The 15,775-nt window shown below is 55.6% G+C and carries 13 protein-coding genes; 5 read left to right on the top strand and 8 right to left on the bottom strand.

All coding sequences use genetic code 11. The features are described from left to right. Positions 1-15: 15 nt before the first annotated feature. From G439_RS0103135 to G439_RS0103150, 4 genes are all read right to left on the bottom strand, one after another. The gene (locus tag G439_RS0103135; RefSeq protein ID WP_022867736.1) at positions 16-789 is read right to left on the bottom strand and encodes an amino acid ABC transporter ATP-binding protein; all 774 of its coding nucleotides are present in this window, start codon (positions 787-789) and stop codon (positions 16-18) included. Further along, positions 786-1,727: an amino acid ABC transporter permease gene (locus G439_RS0103140; RefSeq protein ID WP_022867737.1), complete on the bottom strand. Its 942-nt coding sequence runs from the start codon at positions 1,725-1,727 to the stop codon at positions 786-788. The genes G439_RS0103135 and G439_RS0103140 overlap by 4 nt, the downstream gene beginning before the upstream one ends. Positions 1,728-1,786: 59 nt before the next feature. After that, on the bottom strand, positions 1,787-2,728 hold the full coding sequence (locus G439_RS0103145; protein ID WP_026459337.1) for an ABC transporter substrate-binding protein: 942 nt from the start codon (positions 2,726-2,728) through the stop codon (positions 1,787-1,789). A gap of 97 nt (positions 2,729-2,825) precedes the next feature. Next, positions 2,826-3,521, bottom strand: a complete 696-nt coding sequence (locus G439_RS0103150; RefSeq protein ID WP_026459338.1) for a DUF4191 domain-containing protein — start codon at positions 3,519-3,521, stop codon at positions 2,826-2,828. A 114-nt stretch (positions 3,522-3,635) separates the two neighbouring features. Here G439_RS0103150 and G439_RS0103155 point away from each other — a divergent pair, with 114 nt between their 5' ends. Further along, positions 3,636-4,877, top strand: a complete 1,242-nt coding sequence (locus G439_RS0103155; RefSeq protein WP_022867740.1) for a protein kinase domain-containing protein — start codon at positions 3,636-3,638, stop codon at positions 4,875-4,877. Positions 4,878-4,920: 43 nt separating this feature from the next. On the opposite strand, the gene sucB is transcribed toward G439_RS0103155, so the two are convergent. Then, complete coding sequence (sucB, locus tag G439_RS0103160; RefSeq protein ID WP_022867741.1) at positions 4,921-6,672, bottom strand: 2-oxoglutarate dehydrogenase, E2 component, dihydrolipoamide succinyltransferase; 1,752 nt, start codon at positions 6,670-6,672, stop codon at positions 4,921-4,923. Positions 6,673-6,691: 19 nt separating this feature from the next. Beyond that, positions 6,692-8,065, bottom strand: a complete 1,374-nt coding sequence (gene lpdA, locus G439_RS0103165) for a dihydrolipoyl dehydrogenase (protein ID WP_022867742.1) — start codon at positions 8,063-8,065, stop codon at positions 6,692-6,694. Positions 8,066-8,267: 202 nt separating this feature from the next. Here lpdA and G439_RS0103170 point away from each other — a divergent pair, with 202 nt between their 5' ends. Continuing rightward, complete coding sequence (locus G439_RS0103170; RefSeq protein ID WP_022867743.1) at positions 8,268-8,768, top strand: hypothetical protein; 501 nt, start codon at positions 8,268-8,270, stop codon at positions 8,766-8,768. Between the two features lie 2 nt (positions 8,769-8,770). Here G439_RS0103170 and G439_RS0103175 read toward each other — a convergent pair whose 3' ends face one another. Continuing rightward, complete coding sequence (locus G439_RS0103175) at positions 8,771-9,232, bottom strand: tRNA (cytidine(34)-2'-O)-methyltransferase (protein ID WP_022867744.1); 462 nt, start codon at positions 9,230-9,232, stop codon at positions 8,771-8,773. 158 nt (positions 9,233-9,390) lie between these two features. Here G439_RS0103175 and G439_RS10980 point away from each other — a divergent pair, with 158 nt between their 5' ends. The 3 genes from G439_RS10980 (at position 9,391) to G439_RS0103190 (ending at position 14,674) form a co-directional block, all read left to right on the top strand. Next, positions 9,391-9,876 (top strand): hypothetical protein, encoded by a 486-nt coding sequence (locus G439_RS10980; RefSeq protein WP_022867745.1) that lies wholly within the window; start codon positions 9,391-9,393, stop codon positions 9,874-9,876. Further along, the gene (locus tag G439_RS10985; protein ID WP_083940768.1) at positions 9,876-11,240 is read left to right on the top strand and encodes a DNA polymerase Y family protein; all 1,365 of its coding nucleotides are present in this window, start codon (positions 9,876-9,878) and stop codon (positions 11,238-11,240) included. Before G439_RS10980 ends, G439_RS10985 begins: the two co-directional genes overlap by 1 nt. 281 nt (positions 11,241-11,521) lie before the next feature. Next, a complete protein-coding gene (locus G439_RS0103190) occupies positions 11,522-14,674 on the top strand; it encodes a DEAD/DEAH box helicase (RefSeq protein WP_022867746.1) in 3,153 nt (1,050 codons plus the stop codon). On the opposite strand, the gene G439_RS0103195 is transcribed toward G439_RS0103190, so the two are convergent. Next, positions 14,663-15,724 carry an alcohol dehydrogenase catalytic domain-containing protein gene (locus G439_RS0103195; RefSeq protein ID WP_341532744.1) on the bottom strand — a complete coding sequence of 354 codons (1,062 nt, stop codon included), beginning with the start codon at positions 15,722-15,724 and terminating at the stop codon, positions 14,663-14,665. The genes G439_RS0103190 and G439_RS0103195 overlap by 12 nt on opposite strands. Positions 15,725-15,775 lie beyond the last annotated feature (51 nt).

Genomic DNA, 15,775 nt, shown 5'->3' on the forward strand with positions numbered 1-15,775 from the left:
CAGTCAGGGCTGTGATTACAGGACCTTTGAAAAGAAATCTTGGGTGCGTTCCTCGCGTGGATGGTCGATGACCTGAGCGGGGGTTCCCGCTTCGACAATGACGCCCTCGTCCATAAACACCACGTGGTCGGCGACTTCGCGGGCAAAACCGATTTCGTGAGTGACCACTGCCATTGTCATACCTGACTGCGCGAGGTCTTTCATGACGCCAAGAACTTCGCCGACCAGCTCAGGATCCAAAGCTGAGGTTGGCTCATCAAAGAGCATGATCTCCGGTTCCATGGCCAAAGCGCGTGCAATAGCAACGCGCTGTTGCTGTCCGCCGGACAATTCGGCAGGGTAGTGGTCCGCGCGATCGGCTAGGCCCACGCGCTCTAGCAATTCGAGGGCGCGAGATTTTGCTTCTTCTTTGCTGATTCCGGTGACATGAATCGGAGCTTCCATAATGTTTTCAAGCGCCGTCTTATGGGGGAAAAGATTGAACCGCTGGAAGACCATACCAATTCGAGCCCGCTGAGCTGCAATGACTTTGTCTGGTAATTCGTAGAGTTGGCCCGACTCGTCCTCGCGGTATCCCAGTAAAGAACCGTCGACATACACGCGGCCGGCGGAGATTTCTTCGAGCTGATTGAGGCAGCGTAGAAGTGTTGATTTTCCGGAACCTGAAGGGCCGAGAATAACGCAGACTTCGCCCGATTGGATCTGCAGATCGACGCCTTTGAGTACGTGCAAGTCACCAAAGAACTTGTGGACTCCTTGAACTCGGACCTTGGGGATTGTGTCGGTCATGGTGTCACATCCAAGAATTTGAGATTGAGTTGGGAAGAATCAGAAGCGCCATTCTTGTCGCCGGTTCCGGTTGGTGCTGCTCCATCGCGACGTTCAAAGCCTTTACCGAAGTGACGCTCGATATGGGACTGGATCCACATGAGTAAAGAGGTAATGAGTAGGTACCACAGGGCGGCAGCTACAAGCAGGGGGATCGGGGCGAAAAGCTGCTGGCCGCGGTCCTTTGCTACGAAGGTTAATTCCAATGTGAAGGGAATGGCTGAAACCAAGGACGTTGTTTTAAGCATGGAGATGGTTTCATTGCCAATCGGTGGGACGATGACACGCATTGCTTGGGGCAAAATAATGCGCCGGAAGATAGTGGTTCGTGGCATTCCCAGCGCCGTGGCGGCTTCCCACTGGCCTTTATCAACCGAAAGGAGTCCGGCGCGCATGATTTCGGCCAGGTAGGCTCCTTCGTTCAAACCTAAACCGATGAAAGCCATCATGAAGCTCGAGAAGTAGCGACTGGTTTCAAAGGTGATGAACTCAGGGCCAAAAGGAATACCGATCGAAAGTTGGGGATAGAGGGTGGGTAGCAGAGACCAGAAAATGAGCTGCGTGTAGATCGGGGTACCGCGGAAGAACCAGATGTAGGCGGTTGCTACCCACCGCAGAATCGGGTTAACACTTTGACGCATAATCGCCATGGTGATGGCCAATGCCGTGCCGATCACCATTGCTAAAACTGTCAGGATCAGTGTATAGAGGACTCCCGTCATGATCGATTGGGAGAAGAGCCATTGAAAAACCAGGTCCCACTGGAAATTCTTATTGGTGATGAGAGCGCTGGCGATCATCGCGGCAAAAACTGCCGTGATCGCGGCGCTGACCCACCTGCCGGGGCGCGGGAGCGCTTTGGCTTGGAGTAACTCGACGCCGTCTTTAATCTGTGCCATGGGTTCCTCTACACGTCAGTGCCGACCCTCCGATGGAGGGTCGGCTGACTCGTGATGTGTCAGAGCGCGGGGTCGAGCTCTGCCTTGGTCAGTGCCGCATCCTGAGCGCCGTAGGGCTCAAGAATCTTGGCGAGGTAGCCCTCGTCCATCAGGTACTGAGTTGCTGCTTGGAGTGCCTTTGCGAGTTCCTGGTCGCTCTTGGCAACGGCGATCCCCTGGGGAGCGGACTCAATGTCCTCGCCGATCTTCTCGAGTTTACCGTCGGCCAGTGTTGTCGTGTAGCCAATGACTGTCGAATCAGCGAGGGTGGCGTCGTACTGTCCACCAATGACCTTGGTGGAGATATCGGTTTGAACCTCCAGTGGCATGACCTTAATGGGGTCTTTGCCGTCGGCCTCGCATTGGGTGGACAGTTCGTTGGCATAGTCCTGCTGATAGGTGCCAGTCTGGACGCCGATCGTGGTGCCACATGGATCGGTGGGATCGAATCCCTTCGGGTTGCCGGCTGCCACCGCGTAGGCGGAGCCAACCTCAACATAGGAAATCATTGATGCCTGCTCGATACGTTCTGCGGTGATCGTGAAAGAAGAGACGCCGACATCAAACTTGGTTCCCAGGGCCGGAATGATGGTGGGGAACTCTGCATGAGTGGTGGTCCCTTCCTTCAGTCCCATGACTTGAGCGAGGGCTTTGACGAGGTCGATGTCATAACCGACGGGTGTCTGTCCGTCTGCTGCACGGTATTCACCCGGGGCGTAGTCGGTGGAAGCACCATTGCGCAGAACTCCGCTTTCTTTGAGAGATTCGGGAACCATAGCGGCGATCTCTTCGTTGACGGGAATCTGAGAAACATCGAAGGCAACGATGTCGGTGGATGCGTTTGACGAGGACTGCTCGGTGCTGGAATCTGAGGTTGAGTTTGTGCTCGTGGGATCTGAGCAGCCGGCTGCCACGAGTGCGGCTGTAGCCGAAAGTGCGAGTAGGGCGGGCAAAGTGCGCATGATGTGCCTTCCAAGGATATTGATCATCTTGATAGATAGTATGCACCCCCATGCATATTATGCATGGGGGTGTCTCAGCATGTGATGACCTCGAAAGTCAGCGCCCTCGCATCGCTCGACGATTCGGCCGAGCTTTCATCGGGTCAATACCCTTAGGGATAGGCATCTGCGATGATCTGAGTGCCGCCAAACGCGCAGCAACCGAAGGAACATCTTCCTTAGCAAGCTCCTTCTTCAATGAGCGCAACTTGCCCTGGAGCTTAGCCAATTCGATCTGGCCATCACTGTGACCAGTCTGAATGACATGAACCGGAACATTCTGGATGACCTTACGAATGTGATTGCGTTCGGCGTTCATGAGGGGCTGGACGCGACTCGAGGGCCCCTCAGAGATGAGAACAACACCCGGGCGTCCGACAATGCGCCAAATAACGTCCTGCTGGCGGGTGACTTGCTGAGGCTGTTCGGGAATAATCCAACCCGAACGAATCTGACTCAGGACCCCGTAGACCGCGCCGACAGTGCCGTCAATCTGCGCATACATCGCCCGCCGCACCATGAAAGACAAGATTCCCATAGCGGCTGTGAGCGCCAGCAGGATGCCAAGTACCGTCCAGAGAATCCAATTCCCTTTGGTTAGGAAGCATACGGCTAGGGCGAGGGCAATCACCACCACCGAGACGCCACCTAAAAGCCAGCCCACCCACGGGTATGTGCGGGCAGTCACTCGATAAGCGTCAATCAGGTTGTGGTACCAACGACGCTTCTTTCCGGAAGCAAGATTCTCAGTCATAACGTCCACATCGTACCCGGGATTGACATGTGAAGAGAACGACGCGAGATGAGTTATCCACAGGAACTTCATCACTCATTGAGATACCCGCGGTGCGCACGGAAAACTTGACGTATGAATATTAATGGCTACGAGTTCGGCGAGATTGCATTTATGACAGCTGGAGGGCCGTTGTGGGCCACAACAGCCGACGGCTGCCCCGCCCTCGTCGCCCTCAGATCCGCCAACCAAGCTCAGCGCAGTCGTCAACGTTGGAAAGCCTGGGCCAACGTCGATTCGCAATACGTTGTGCGTCTCATTGATGTGGCCCAACACGACGATGGACGCTGTGCAATCGTCCAAGAGCGTGTGCGAGGGCGCACCCTGGAATCCCTCTTAACTTCGGACGAACTACGGCCTCTGGCAACACGGCGCATGATCATACGAGGATTGAGGCGCGGGCTCGAGGCTCTCCACGAAGCTGGCGTAGTGCATGGGGATTTATCTGTCTCCAATGTCCTTATTGATCAACGCCTTTCGCCGGTGATTATTGACCTCATCGACCTGCCAACGGACGATGCAGGAACCCCAGGATGGACACTGGACCTTTCCGTTTGTCCATCCTCTGACTTTGTGGCTCTGAAACGTATTGCACGGGCTCTTGGAATACACGATGACGACGATGCGCAAGAAACTACTGACAAGGACGACACGGTCAAACCTGTCGATGAGGAATTGATTGCCAAAATGTTCATCGACCCGACCAATGCCGTTGAAGACTTACGTAGAGCCGCCGCCGTTACGCCAACTATTTCACCTCAACAAAAAGGACGCCATGGCATCAAACGCCCAAGAAAACGTCCTTCTATCCCGCTGAGCCTGAGCCTTGGCCTGACTGCGGTTGCGGTGATGGCAGCGACATCGGGATTTACGTGGTGGGCGCAGGACGAGACGATCGATTCTTTAGATCTTCCCGCTCAATCTGCGCTCCGGCCACAGCACCGCTGCTCACTCCAAGACGCGCAAAACCAACTCGATGAGATTCTGCGACAGCGTGACTTAGCTTTTCAAAGTACCTCAGTAGACCAGCTTGCTACTGTGCTGGACGCAGAACTACTTCAGATAGACACCCGCACAATCGAAGAACTTGTCGCGAGCGGGACAACGCTTCAAGACATCTCTACGGCCGGTACAGTCCAAACAATTTCCTCCTGCTCATCGCAAAGGATGATTGTCGAGGCCGTCATCCAACAAAATCGCTCCCAGACGTGTCAGGCAGGCCAATGTCGCCAGTGGGGTCCGCAACAAGAACACCTCGTTGAACTCGTCCTTGAAGGCGCCCCCATCAAAGCAACACGTATGCGACCGCTGGCATAAAGAGGGGAGGGACACCGCTGCGGCGTCCCTCCCCAAGAAGAAATCAGATGTCCAGATCTGCTTCGAAGTCACCAGCCTCAAGACGCTTCTTGACGTCCGTGAGGTAGCGCGACGCGTCAGCACCATCGACTAAACGATGGTCGTAGGACAAAGCTAAGTAGACCATCGACCTAATGGCGACAGAGTCGGAACCGTCAGCACCCTTGACTACCATGGGACGCTTGACGATCGCACCGACGCCCAGGATCGCAGTCTCAGGCATATTGAGAACCGGAGTATCGAAAAGGGCTCCGCCAGATCCCGTATTCGTAATTGTGAAGGTCGAACCGGAGAGCTCTTCGGGGCCAACCTTTGAATCACGAGTACGGGCAGCCAGATCGTTGATCGATGAAGCAATCTCAGCCATCGACTTCGTACCAGCATCCTTGATCACCGGAACGAGCAAGCCGCGAGGCGTATCAACCGCAATACCAATGTGCTCGTGGTCGAAGTAGGTCACCTCTTTATCCTCGATCGTGGCGTTGATCTTCGGATGGAATTGAAGCGCCTCGGTCGCTGCCTTAACAAAGAAAGGTAGGAAGGTCAGCTTCGTTCCGTTCTTTTCTAAGAACGCATCCTTTGAGCGTGCGCGCAGCGCCGCCACCTTCGTCACGTCAACCTCAATGACCGTTGTGAGTTGAGCAGCAGCCTGCAGTGACTCAACCATGCGGCGAGCAATGGTCTGGCGTAGGCGAGACATCTTTTCGGTCGTGCCACGTAGCGGCGAAGGCTCGCGAGCCTCATCTGTGGAGGTGGAGGTAGGAGCGGAAGAAACCTGGGTTTCGGGCTGAGCCGAAGCCTGAGCCTTCTTTGCGGCCGCTGCCTCAATATCCTCGCGGCGAATCCGGCCACCGACGCCAGTGCCAGAAACCTCGGACAAATCAATGCCAGCTTCACGTGCCAACTTACGAACAATCGGGGTCACGTAGCCGCCCGAAATTGCGCCAGCAGCCGAAGGCGCTTCCTTTGTGGTTGCCCCAGAAGCTGCTTGTTCTGTCAAAGATTGTGCGGTTGGGAAGGGATTTGCGGGAGGCTGCGGCGCCGTAGCAGCTGGGGCTGCTGGAGGCTCAGGCTGGGAGGAAGGCACAGGAGCGTTTGACTCTCCTTCGCCCTCAATGGGCGCCTCATCTGGGGCCGCAAGATCAGGAGAAACCGACGTTGTGGGTTCATCGCCAATAATGGCAACAACCGTTCCAACCTCAACGGTTTCATCCTCTTGGACTCGGATCTCCGTCAAGTAACCCGCGGCGGGAGAGGGGACCTCGGAGTCCACCTTATCGGTGGATACCTCGAGCAGAGGTTCGTCCGCCTCGACCTTGTCACCCAGAGCCTTCAGCCACGTTGTCACTGTTCCTTCGGTGACAGATTCTCCCAGCGCAGGCATCTTGACCTCGATGCCGGAAGCCGGGCCAGCTGGCTCAGCAGAAGTCGAAGACTGTGCGGGAGGCTCAGTAGAGGCCGACTCAGCGGGAGCCGGAGCCTCCTTGGCCTGCGATTCTTGTGATTCGGAGGCCTCCGATGCGTCACCGATCATTGCGATCTTCGTGCCGACCTCGACAGTCTCGTCTTCGCCAACGAGGATTTCGATCAGGATGCCAGCGGCAGGCGAGGGGACCTCGGAATCAACTTTGTCTGTGGAAACCTCCACGATGGGTTCGTCAACGGCCACGGTGTCGCCGACGTTCTTAAGCCAAGTAGTGACGGTTCCCTCCGTCACGGACTCGCCCAGTGCGGGCATAGTCACTGCGGTTGCCATGATGATCTCCTCCGGAGGGTCAGTTGTGGACGTGAAGAGGTTTGCCGGCCAGAGCCAATGCAGCTTCGCCGATTGACTCATTCTGGCTCGGATGAGCGTGGATGAGAGAGGCGACATCCTCAGGGTACGCCTCCCAGTTAACCATGAGTTCGCCCTCACCGACCTGCTCACCGATACGGGCGCCGATTCCGTGGAAACCAACGATCGGTCCATCCTCAATGGAAACGAGCTTAATAATGCCCGAAGTGGCCAGGATCGTGGACTTTCCGTTGCCTGCCAGGTTGTATTCGACGGTCTTGACCGAGTCGCCGTACTTTTCGCGTGCTTGCTTTTCTGTCAAACCAACGGAAGCGATTTCTGGTTCACAGAAGGTCACGCGAGGAATTCCTGAATCCTCCATGAGGTTTGGCTTGAGGCCTGCGATCTCTTCGGCAACAAAAATGCCCTGAAGGAAACCGCGGTGGGCCAGCTGGAGGCCGGGAACAATGTCACCAACCGCGTAGATATTGCCAACACCAGTATGTAGACGCTTGTCGGTCAAAACGAATCCGCGATCCATCTTGATTCCGGCCTCTTCATAGCCCAGTCCCTCGGTGACCGGGCCGCGTCCAATGGCAACGAGAAGAACATCGGCATCGAAAGACTTGCCGTCTTCACTTGTCACGTTCACGCCGGCGTCGGACTGAGTGGCAGAGGCGAAACGAGTGTTGGTGTGGAACGTGATTCCGCGCTTGCGGTATGCGCGCTCCAAGTGCTTAGAAATCGCTTCGTCCTCGTTATTAGCCAAGTGAGGAAGGCCTTCAAGAATGGTGACCTCAGCGCCAAAGGAACGCCACACGGAAGCAAACTCCAGACCTATGACTCCGCCACCCAAAATGACGGCTGAACGAGGAACCCAATCCATGCGCAGAGCTTGATCGGAGCTAATAATGCGTCCGCCAATTTCCAAACCGGGCAGGGAACGAGAGTAAGAGCCCGTCGCCAAAACAATGTGGCGACCAGTGATTGCCCTGCCGTCGACCGTCACCGTATCCTTGGCGGTTAGCTTCCCCCAACCGTTAATGACATCGATGCCGCGCGAAGAGATCAGGCCTTGCAGGCCCTTGTACATCCTATTGACGACAGAATCGCGGTAAGCTCCGACTTGCGTCATATCCACGCCCTCGAAAGAAGACTGGATGCCGAAGGCTGCAGATTCGCGAACCGCATCGGCTGTTTCGGCGGCATGTAAATAAGCCTTTGTGGGAATGCATCCGCGGTGCAGGCAAGTACCGCCGACCTTATCTCCCTCGATGAGGGCGATCTTTAGTCCCAGCTGGGCGCCGCGCAGGGCGGTGGCGTATCCACCGGAACCGGCTCCCAGGATTACGACATCGTATTCGGGCTCGGTCACGAGATTCCACTCCTTGGTGTTGTTGCAATATGCGTGACCCTCCACAGGGGCCATCTGGGCCTATTGTCCCACTCGTTGAGTCAAATGTCGTTGCTGATGAGCATGACTAGTGGTGGGACCGCCCACATTGTTAACACTGATTGTCCTTCTGGACTGCGCTCACGCCACGCTAGGATGCATCTGTTCGCGCAAGGAGGAAGCTATGACAGATCCGACGCTGGATCCTCCCAACTTCGACGGCAGCGTTGAATCCGTTGATACACGCCCACCGGCACTGGGGTTGGGGCGCCTCGTCATGGTGATCTACTGGGTATTTGGAGCCTGGGTTACTACGGTTGCCGTTATTGACCTGTTTCGCTACGAGGACGGACCGCTGGGTCCAGTGATCCTGGCCCTCGTAGCAGGCCTCGTCTACCTTGCTGCAGCTCTGGGACTGACGCACAACGGTCGGCGAATGCGCATTATTGGATGGGTGTGCGTCAGTGCTTGCTTGGTTTGTCCAATCGTCTTATGGATCGCAGGCCTAGATGTTCCCACTTTAAGTATGGCCCGATCAGCGTGGACAGATATGGGCAGGGATTTCTACTACCTTCCCGTAATTGTCGCGATCATCGGAGTGGTTTGGATGTGGTGGTCTAATCCGCGCAGGATTGTTGAACTCGCCGAGCAAGTAGAGCGCCCCATGCTCAAAAGGCGTAGCTGAAGTCAGTTTCCTTCGGGGAAACCAATTTGGCGCCATGCCTCGTACAGGGCGATCGATGCTGAGTTCGCAAGATTGAGCGAGCGAACACCGTCAAGCATGTGAATTCGCACCAAATCTTCAACGCGTGGGTGCTCCATTGCTTCGGCAGATAGGCCGACAGATTCGCGACCAAAAAGCAGTCCGTCGCCATCTTGATAGCTCACGTCCGTATACATCCTTGATCCGTGGCCGGTGAAGGCCCAAATCCTGCCTGGCACCGCCGCAAGGGCCGAATCGAGATCGGGGTGAATCTGAACGTGGGCGAGGTCGTGGTAGTCCAGCCCTGCGCGGCGCAGCTTAGCGTCATCCATGTCGAAACCAAGCGGCTCGACTAGATGAAGCATTGAGCCTGTGCAGGCGGAGAGGCGAATAGCGGCCCCAGAATTTCCTGGAATCTCCGGTTCAAAGAAAATGATGTGAAGCACGCTCATATCCTGCCACCGTTGAGGCGATACGCCGAATAAAGAGCCTGCGGTCGAAGCTGGAATTTCCCGCAAGACGGTGTTGTCAAGGAAGTGTTGACCGGTACGCAAATGCGGGGGAGCAGATCTAAACTTCGAACAAATGTTCGAAAGGGGGAGGTGTGGATCGCCGCGAGCGCCTCGAGAATGCACGGGCAATGCTGCGCAGTGCAGAAAACGCCATGGGAGTCAGATGCCGACATGATATCTCTGAAACGCGTGGCCTTGCATTCCCTGTGATGCATGTGCGCACCTACGAATTGATGCCCACAGTGGTTGATCTCCTCCCAGAAAGAGGATGGGTGGGAATGATTGCTACTGCCAATGTGAGGTGGGAAGCAGCAGCGCGTGCGGGACTTGATCTTGAGCGAGTACTCGTTGTTCGAACACGGGAATACGCGGGGTACGTGTGTTCTTTAATGCTTGAGGGTATTGATGTTGTGTGTCTTGGCGCGGTTGATTTAACTCACCAGCAGCGCCGTCGGCTCGCGGCCCAGACCCGATCCCAAGGGCGACACATTCTGACCCTGGAGCCGTGGGACGGGATCTCACGCTCCCGTCACGAAGCATCATCGCTCATCACGGCTTCAAAGCGGCAGGCTAGCTGATGAGACGAATTGTTTTATGGGTACCCGACTGGCCCACGAATAGTCTGGCTGTTGATCTGCCTCCCGGAGGCAAAGGAGCTGTTGCACGTAAAAATCTCATTACGCATGTGTCAGCTCATGCCCGTCGCGGTGGGGTTCGTGCCGGGATGAAAGTAACGATGGCTCAGTATCTTTGCCCCGAACTCATCGTGATGGCTGAAGATCCTGATCGTCAGGGAAGAGCCTTTGAGCCAGTGCTGGCAGCTTTTGATCAGGTCGCTGCCGGAGTTGAGTGCCTGCGGCCCGGATTAGCTTGGGCTCGGGCTGCAGGGCCTGCGAAATGGGCAGGCAGCGAAGAACAAGCCAGCGAAAATCTCGTCAACGCTGTTCAGGAAGCGACTGGGGTTGAGTGTTTTGTTGGCGTTGGTGACGCAGCGTTTGCGGCAGTCGAGGCTGCCCGCCAGGGAATCATCGTTGAATCCGAACAAACGGGGCAATTTCTTGCCGCCATTCCTTTACGTCGAGTGCTCGAAGTCGTTCCCCCACGGCTACACCAGGACTTTGTGCAGGTGCTGGACCTGCTTCATGCGCTGGGTGTGCGAACCTGCGCAGATTTAACGCAGATGGGACAACGGGCTCTAGTCACCAGGTTTGGTCAGATTGCGCAGAGGCTATGGGAACTCACCCATGGTCGTGAGCTGTGGACGCAACCACGGCAGTGTCCGCTTGACAACATCTATGCATCCATCGACATAGACGAGGGCGGGGAGGGGCTCGATACCCTCACCTTGCCTATTCGACGTCTGTGTGAAGGATTCTTCCAGCGTCTACAGGAAGCGGGGATCACCAGTGACCTCATCACTATCAGCATCCATAATGCTCAAGAATGTGTGGTGACTCGTTCGTGGCGAGGAATTGACCTTGAAGACCAAGATGCGTTAGCGGATCGTATCCGCTGGGTTCTCAAGGCGCTGAGTGACCAAGGTGCAGATTCACGATACAAGGACGCGAGTGTCAAAAGTATGGTCCTATGCGCCCATGATCCTGTGCCTGGTTATGCGCCGCAAGGACTATGGGGCACTGCGGGACTTGATTCAAAAGTGTTGCGCAGTGCTAGGAGGATCCAATCCTTACCTGGAGAGCAGGCCTTGATGACTCCGCGACTCCAAGGCGGTTTCGATCCTCGATCACGGGTTGTCATGCTGCCTTGGGGACAAGATGAAGATCCTCCTTGTCAAGGGGGCGAATGGGCGGGAAGTTTAGAACTGAGTCCCCAGACGCTCTATGACAATCCCATCGGTGTTGAATTGCTTTCTCACAGCACCGATACGAGTGACTGCTCGTGGGGCACTCAACGCTCACCCTTGCTATTTGCGTCTACTTGAGACAAATACTCCACTGAATCCTCGCGATGTGGATGAACTTTTTGACGGCCGTGGAATCCTTGCAATTGATCTGGTGTCAGGCCCCTGGCCGGTTCTAGGGCGATGGTGGGAAGGGGTAGATCACGACAGATCACCGCGTGCTTATCTCAGGGTTAGTCGAAGAGGCGGCGGCGATATTCTTCTGGTTCAAAGACATAACCGCTGGTTCATAGAGGGGCTCTACGATCAGTAGTCGAGATGCCGTCACCGCACAGTATTGGCACCTGTCATAGACTGGCGGGATGCGCAATGCCACGCCACTTTCATACGCGATTCGCGTTCTTGACGACTCCGACATCATGTTCCAAGTTGGACCGTCAACCTGGGCTAAAGGATTAACGCTGTGGCGTACCGGCAAGGTTGAAAGCACCCAGTGGGACGGAAAAGGCAGCGCTAGCGCGCGCGTTAAAGACACCGGACTGTCGTACAAAACATGGATTGCCGATGGTGTGGGCAGACTCGAGCTGACTTGTGCGTGCACTATTGGAAGAGACTGTGCGCACGCGGTAGCGGCACTGCTTGCGTTGCGCGAGCAAGCGCGTGAACTTGAGCCTGAAAAATCAGGATGGAAAACCGCTCTTGCGCAGATGATCGGGGAATCAGGAATTTCAGGTGAGCCCCTGGGGCTGCTCGTCGACGCGCACGACCCATCCAGTGAGATTTGGCTGCGCCCTCTTCGACCAGGTACCCGGGTGGCGTGGACAGAAAAACGTGCCACCTGGCCTGATCTAACCTCAACCCAATGGGAGTCAGTCACTGACGGCATCAACGCCACTCATCTGGCACTCATGCGTCAGGGATACAGGATATCCAGGGAATCAGAACAGTGGCACTCGCGCGGCGAGGTTGCCTTGGGATCTTTGGGGGACCAAGCCTTTGGGTGGCTCACACGACTATCGCGCGCAGGAGTGACACTTCTTGCCTCCCTAGATCCCCTAACTCCTTTAGTTTTAGATCGATCCACATGGGATTTGGATCTGGATGCTCAAGCAACACAAGAAGGTCTGGCTCTGGTGCCGGTTGCCCGCAACGGTGAGCAGATCGCTCGGCGCCCACGATTAAACGCAGCGATGGGAATGCTCATCTTGGAGGGAGGAACGAGGCTAGCACGAGTCAATGGCATCAGTCTGCTGGAGGCCATGCCCGCGACAGGAAATATCGAAATCCCTAGTCACGATCTGGCAGATTTTAGAGCCAATTGGTTGCCCTCTTTGCGCCGCCAGTTCAGCCTGACTTCTTCGGATCGAAGTTTTGAGATCGTGGACAAGGCCCAACCGCAGGTTGTTGCCACCGTCCGAACGCAAGACAACGATTCTATTGTTGTGCGGTGGTGGGCCGAATTTGACTTCGGCGGGTCGACGTCGCGAATACTTTTGTCCAGAGCCCTCGACGATCCTCAGGTTCAAGACTTGGCGGAAATGGTTGACGAACTTGGAAAACGCGCGCCGTCGCGCCTTTATCAGCCAGGACCGGCAACAATTCGCTTACCAGCATGGCGGACTCCAGAGTTGCTCAAAGACCTTGTCCAGACCATGCAGGATCCATGTTTAGTTTGGGATATTGCTGCCGAGGTTGCCGATATCAAGGTCGATGATCGCGGAATGCGTATATCCGCATCCATCCAAGATGGCCCATCTGACTGGTTTGACCTCAAAGTTCGTATCGACGTTGGTGGCCATGAAGTCGCCCTCGAAGAAATCTTGGGTGCTTTGGCGCGCGACGAACAGTATTTACTCTCTGATTCAACTTGGGTACGTCTGGACGGAGAACGCATTCGCGTACTCAAGAGTCTCTTGGATGAAGCTCAGATGCTGTCGGCAGAATCGTCAATCTTTGATCAGCCGCGCATTTCGCTCATCCACATGGGGCTCTGGGATGACCTTGAAGGCGCCGCCGACGATGTGACTGCCTCTCAGACCTGGTCAAAACGTCTCGACATGCTCAGAGGAGTCAGCACCGCCGGACCTTTACCTGTCTCGCCCTCGTGTCGAGCACAGCTGCGTCCCTACCAGGCAAGTGGTCACGACTGGTTGACTGTAAGAGCACGTATGGGACTTGGCGGGATCCTCGCAGACGATATGGGCCTAGGCAAAACAATCCAGATCTTGTCGGCTATCCGATCGATCCTCGAATCCTCACAGGACTCATCCCAGCCGTCAGGCCCCGTCCTCGTTGTCGCACCGACGTCGGTGCTGACGACGTGGAAGCATGAAGCCGAACGTTTCTTCCCGAACCTGAAGGTCCGCACCGTCACCGAGACGGCGCGCCGCAGATCTCAACCTCTGGCGCAGATTTGTCAGGGTGCGGACGTGGTGGTGACCTCATACACAATTTTGCGTCTCGAGGTTGATGACTTTAGCGAGCAGGAGTTCTGCGGTCTGGTCATTGACGAGGCTCAGGCAGCCAAGAATCCGCGCACTGCGATCCATCGAGCACTCGCTGGGATTCGCAGGCCGTGGACTTTTGCCGTAACAGGTACGCCGGTGGAAAACTCTGTGACTGATTTGTGGTCCATCATGTCACTGACAACTCCGGGGCTTTTGCCCGGATGGAAAACGTTTAACGACTCGATGCGCCGAAGAATCGAACAGGAAGACGACAGTGAGGCCCTAGAGCGGCTCCATCGTCTGACCTCCCCCTTTATTCTGCGTCGAACGAAGGAAGAAGTTGCCCCCGAACTTCCCGATAAGATTGAATCCGTCATTGAAGTTGAGCTCGGCGAGGAACACCGGCATATTTACGACCAATTCCTGACCCGCGAGCGCGCCAAGATCCTGTCCCTCATAGACGACTATTCAAATCATCGAATCGATGTACTGGCGTCTATTACGAGACTGCGCCAATTCGCGTTGGACCCAGCTTTGGTCGATGATTCCTACGATCATGTGGGTTCTTCGAAGATTGAATTCTTGGCTCAACAACTCGACCAAATCGTGCCCCGCGGACACCAGGTATTGGTATTTAGCCAATTCACGTCATTCCTTGAGCGCATTCGTCGCGTCCTCGAACGGCGAGGTCTAAGTGTCGTTCAGTTAGACGGGTCAACGCGTGATCGTCAAGGAGTTATTGAGCAATTCCGTTCAGGGCAGTCCCCGGTTTTCCTGATCTCTTTGAAAGCCGGAGGTACCGGATTGACGCTGACTGAAGCCGACTACGTTTACATGATGGATCCGTGGTGGAATCCAGCGGCTGAAGCTCAAGCTGTCGATCGCGCTCATCGAATCGGTCAAACAAAGAAGGTCAACGTCTATCGTCTGGTTGCTCAAGACACCATTGAGCACAAAGTCTTAGACCTTCAAGAACGCAAGCGGCAATTAGTGACATCCGTGATCGAGGGTGGCGGCACAGGTGGCAGGATTGATATCGAGGACCTGCGGTCTTTGTTATCTCAGTGATTCTTCATCGGTAATGACAGCAACCTTGAGGCCTTGGCGTGTGCGCTGAGCATGGAAAGCGTCTGCGACCTTTTCTAAGGGGAAGGTGTGAGTGATAAGGGAATCAAGGCGTACTTCACCTTCGGAGATCATTCGAACAGCGTCGGCATAATCAGCGACCGTTGCATTCGCGCTGCCGCGCACGGTGAGCTCGCGGTAGTGGATGGCGTTGGGATCTAAGACGACCTGGTCGCGAGGAGAAAAACCCGCGAAGAAACTGATGGTCGCCCCAACTGCCGCCATTGAAGGAGCTGCGTGGGCCAGTTCGGTTGAACCAACAGCCAAAATGACGAGGTCGGCGCCGCGTCCTGATGTGAGTGCCTTGACCTCATCGATGAGGTCTTGCCCCGAAGCGCTCGTCGTGTGGTGTGCTCCCATTTGTACGGCCGGAGCTAAACGAGAGGGGCGTCCGCAAGCAATGATCTTGCGGGCACCGCCAGATTGTGACAAGGCAATATGCATAAGCCCTATTGGGCCTGTTCCTAAAACAAGCACCGTGGATTGTGGCTCAATGTTGAAACTTCGGTGAGCCCTTAAACAGCAGGAAAGAGGTTCGGCCAGGCTCAGAACACGCGGATCAACAGGGGATGAGGTAGCGACGATACTTCCTGCCGCTACTGCGGGAGCGGGAACGAGGAGATATTCAGCAAGGCCCCCATCAATGGTGGTGCCAAAAAGCAGCATATTTTCGCAGATATTTGAGCGTCCCGATTGGCAGGTGTCGCACCTGTAGCACGCGTATTCGGGTGCGAGGCCGACCTGGGTGCCCACAGGTGGACACGTGGATCCCTCGCCAATTGATTCAACGCGGGCGGCAATCTCGTGGCCCATGATGACGTTCTTTGTGACTCCTTGCGTTTTCGCGCCAGTTACAATTCGCAGATCTGTGCCGCAGATTGTTGTTGATTCAATCTTGAGGAGGACTTCTCCGGGTCCTGGGGTTGGCCGCTCTTGGGTCTGCAGAGTCAAGTTATCGATAGCGGCTAGGCGTGCTGCCAGCATGGTGTTCATGGTCTGAGACTAATTGTTCAACCGGAGGAACAAAAGGCGTATCGAACAGAT

The sequence above is a fragment of the Schaalia vaccimaxillae DSM 15804 genome, assembly GCF_000420425.1.
In the GTDB taxonomy this organism is placed as follows: Bacteria; Actinomycetota; Actinomycetes; order Actinomycetales; family Actinomycetaceae; genus Pauljensenia; species Pauljensenia vaccimaxillae.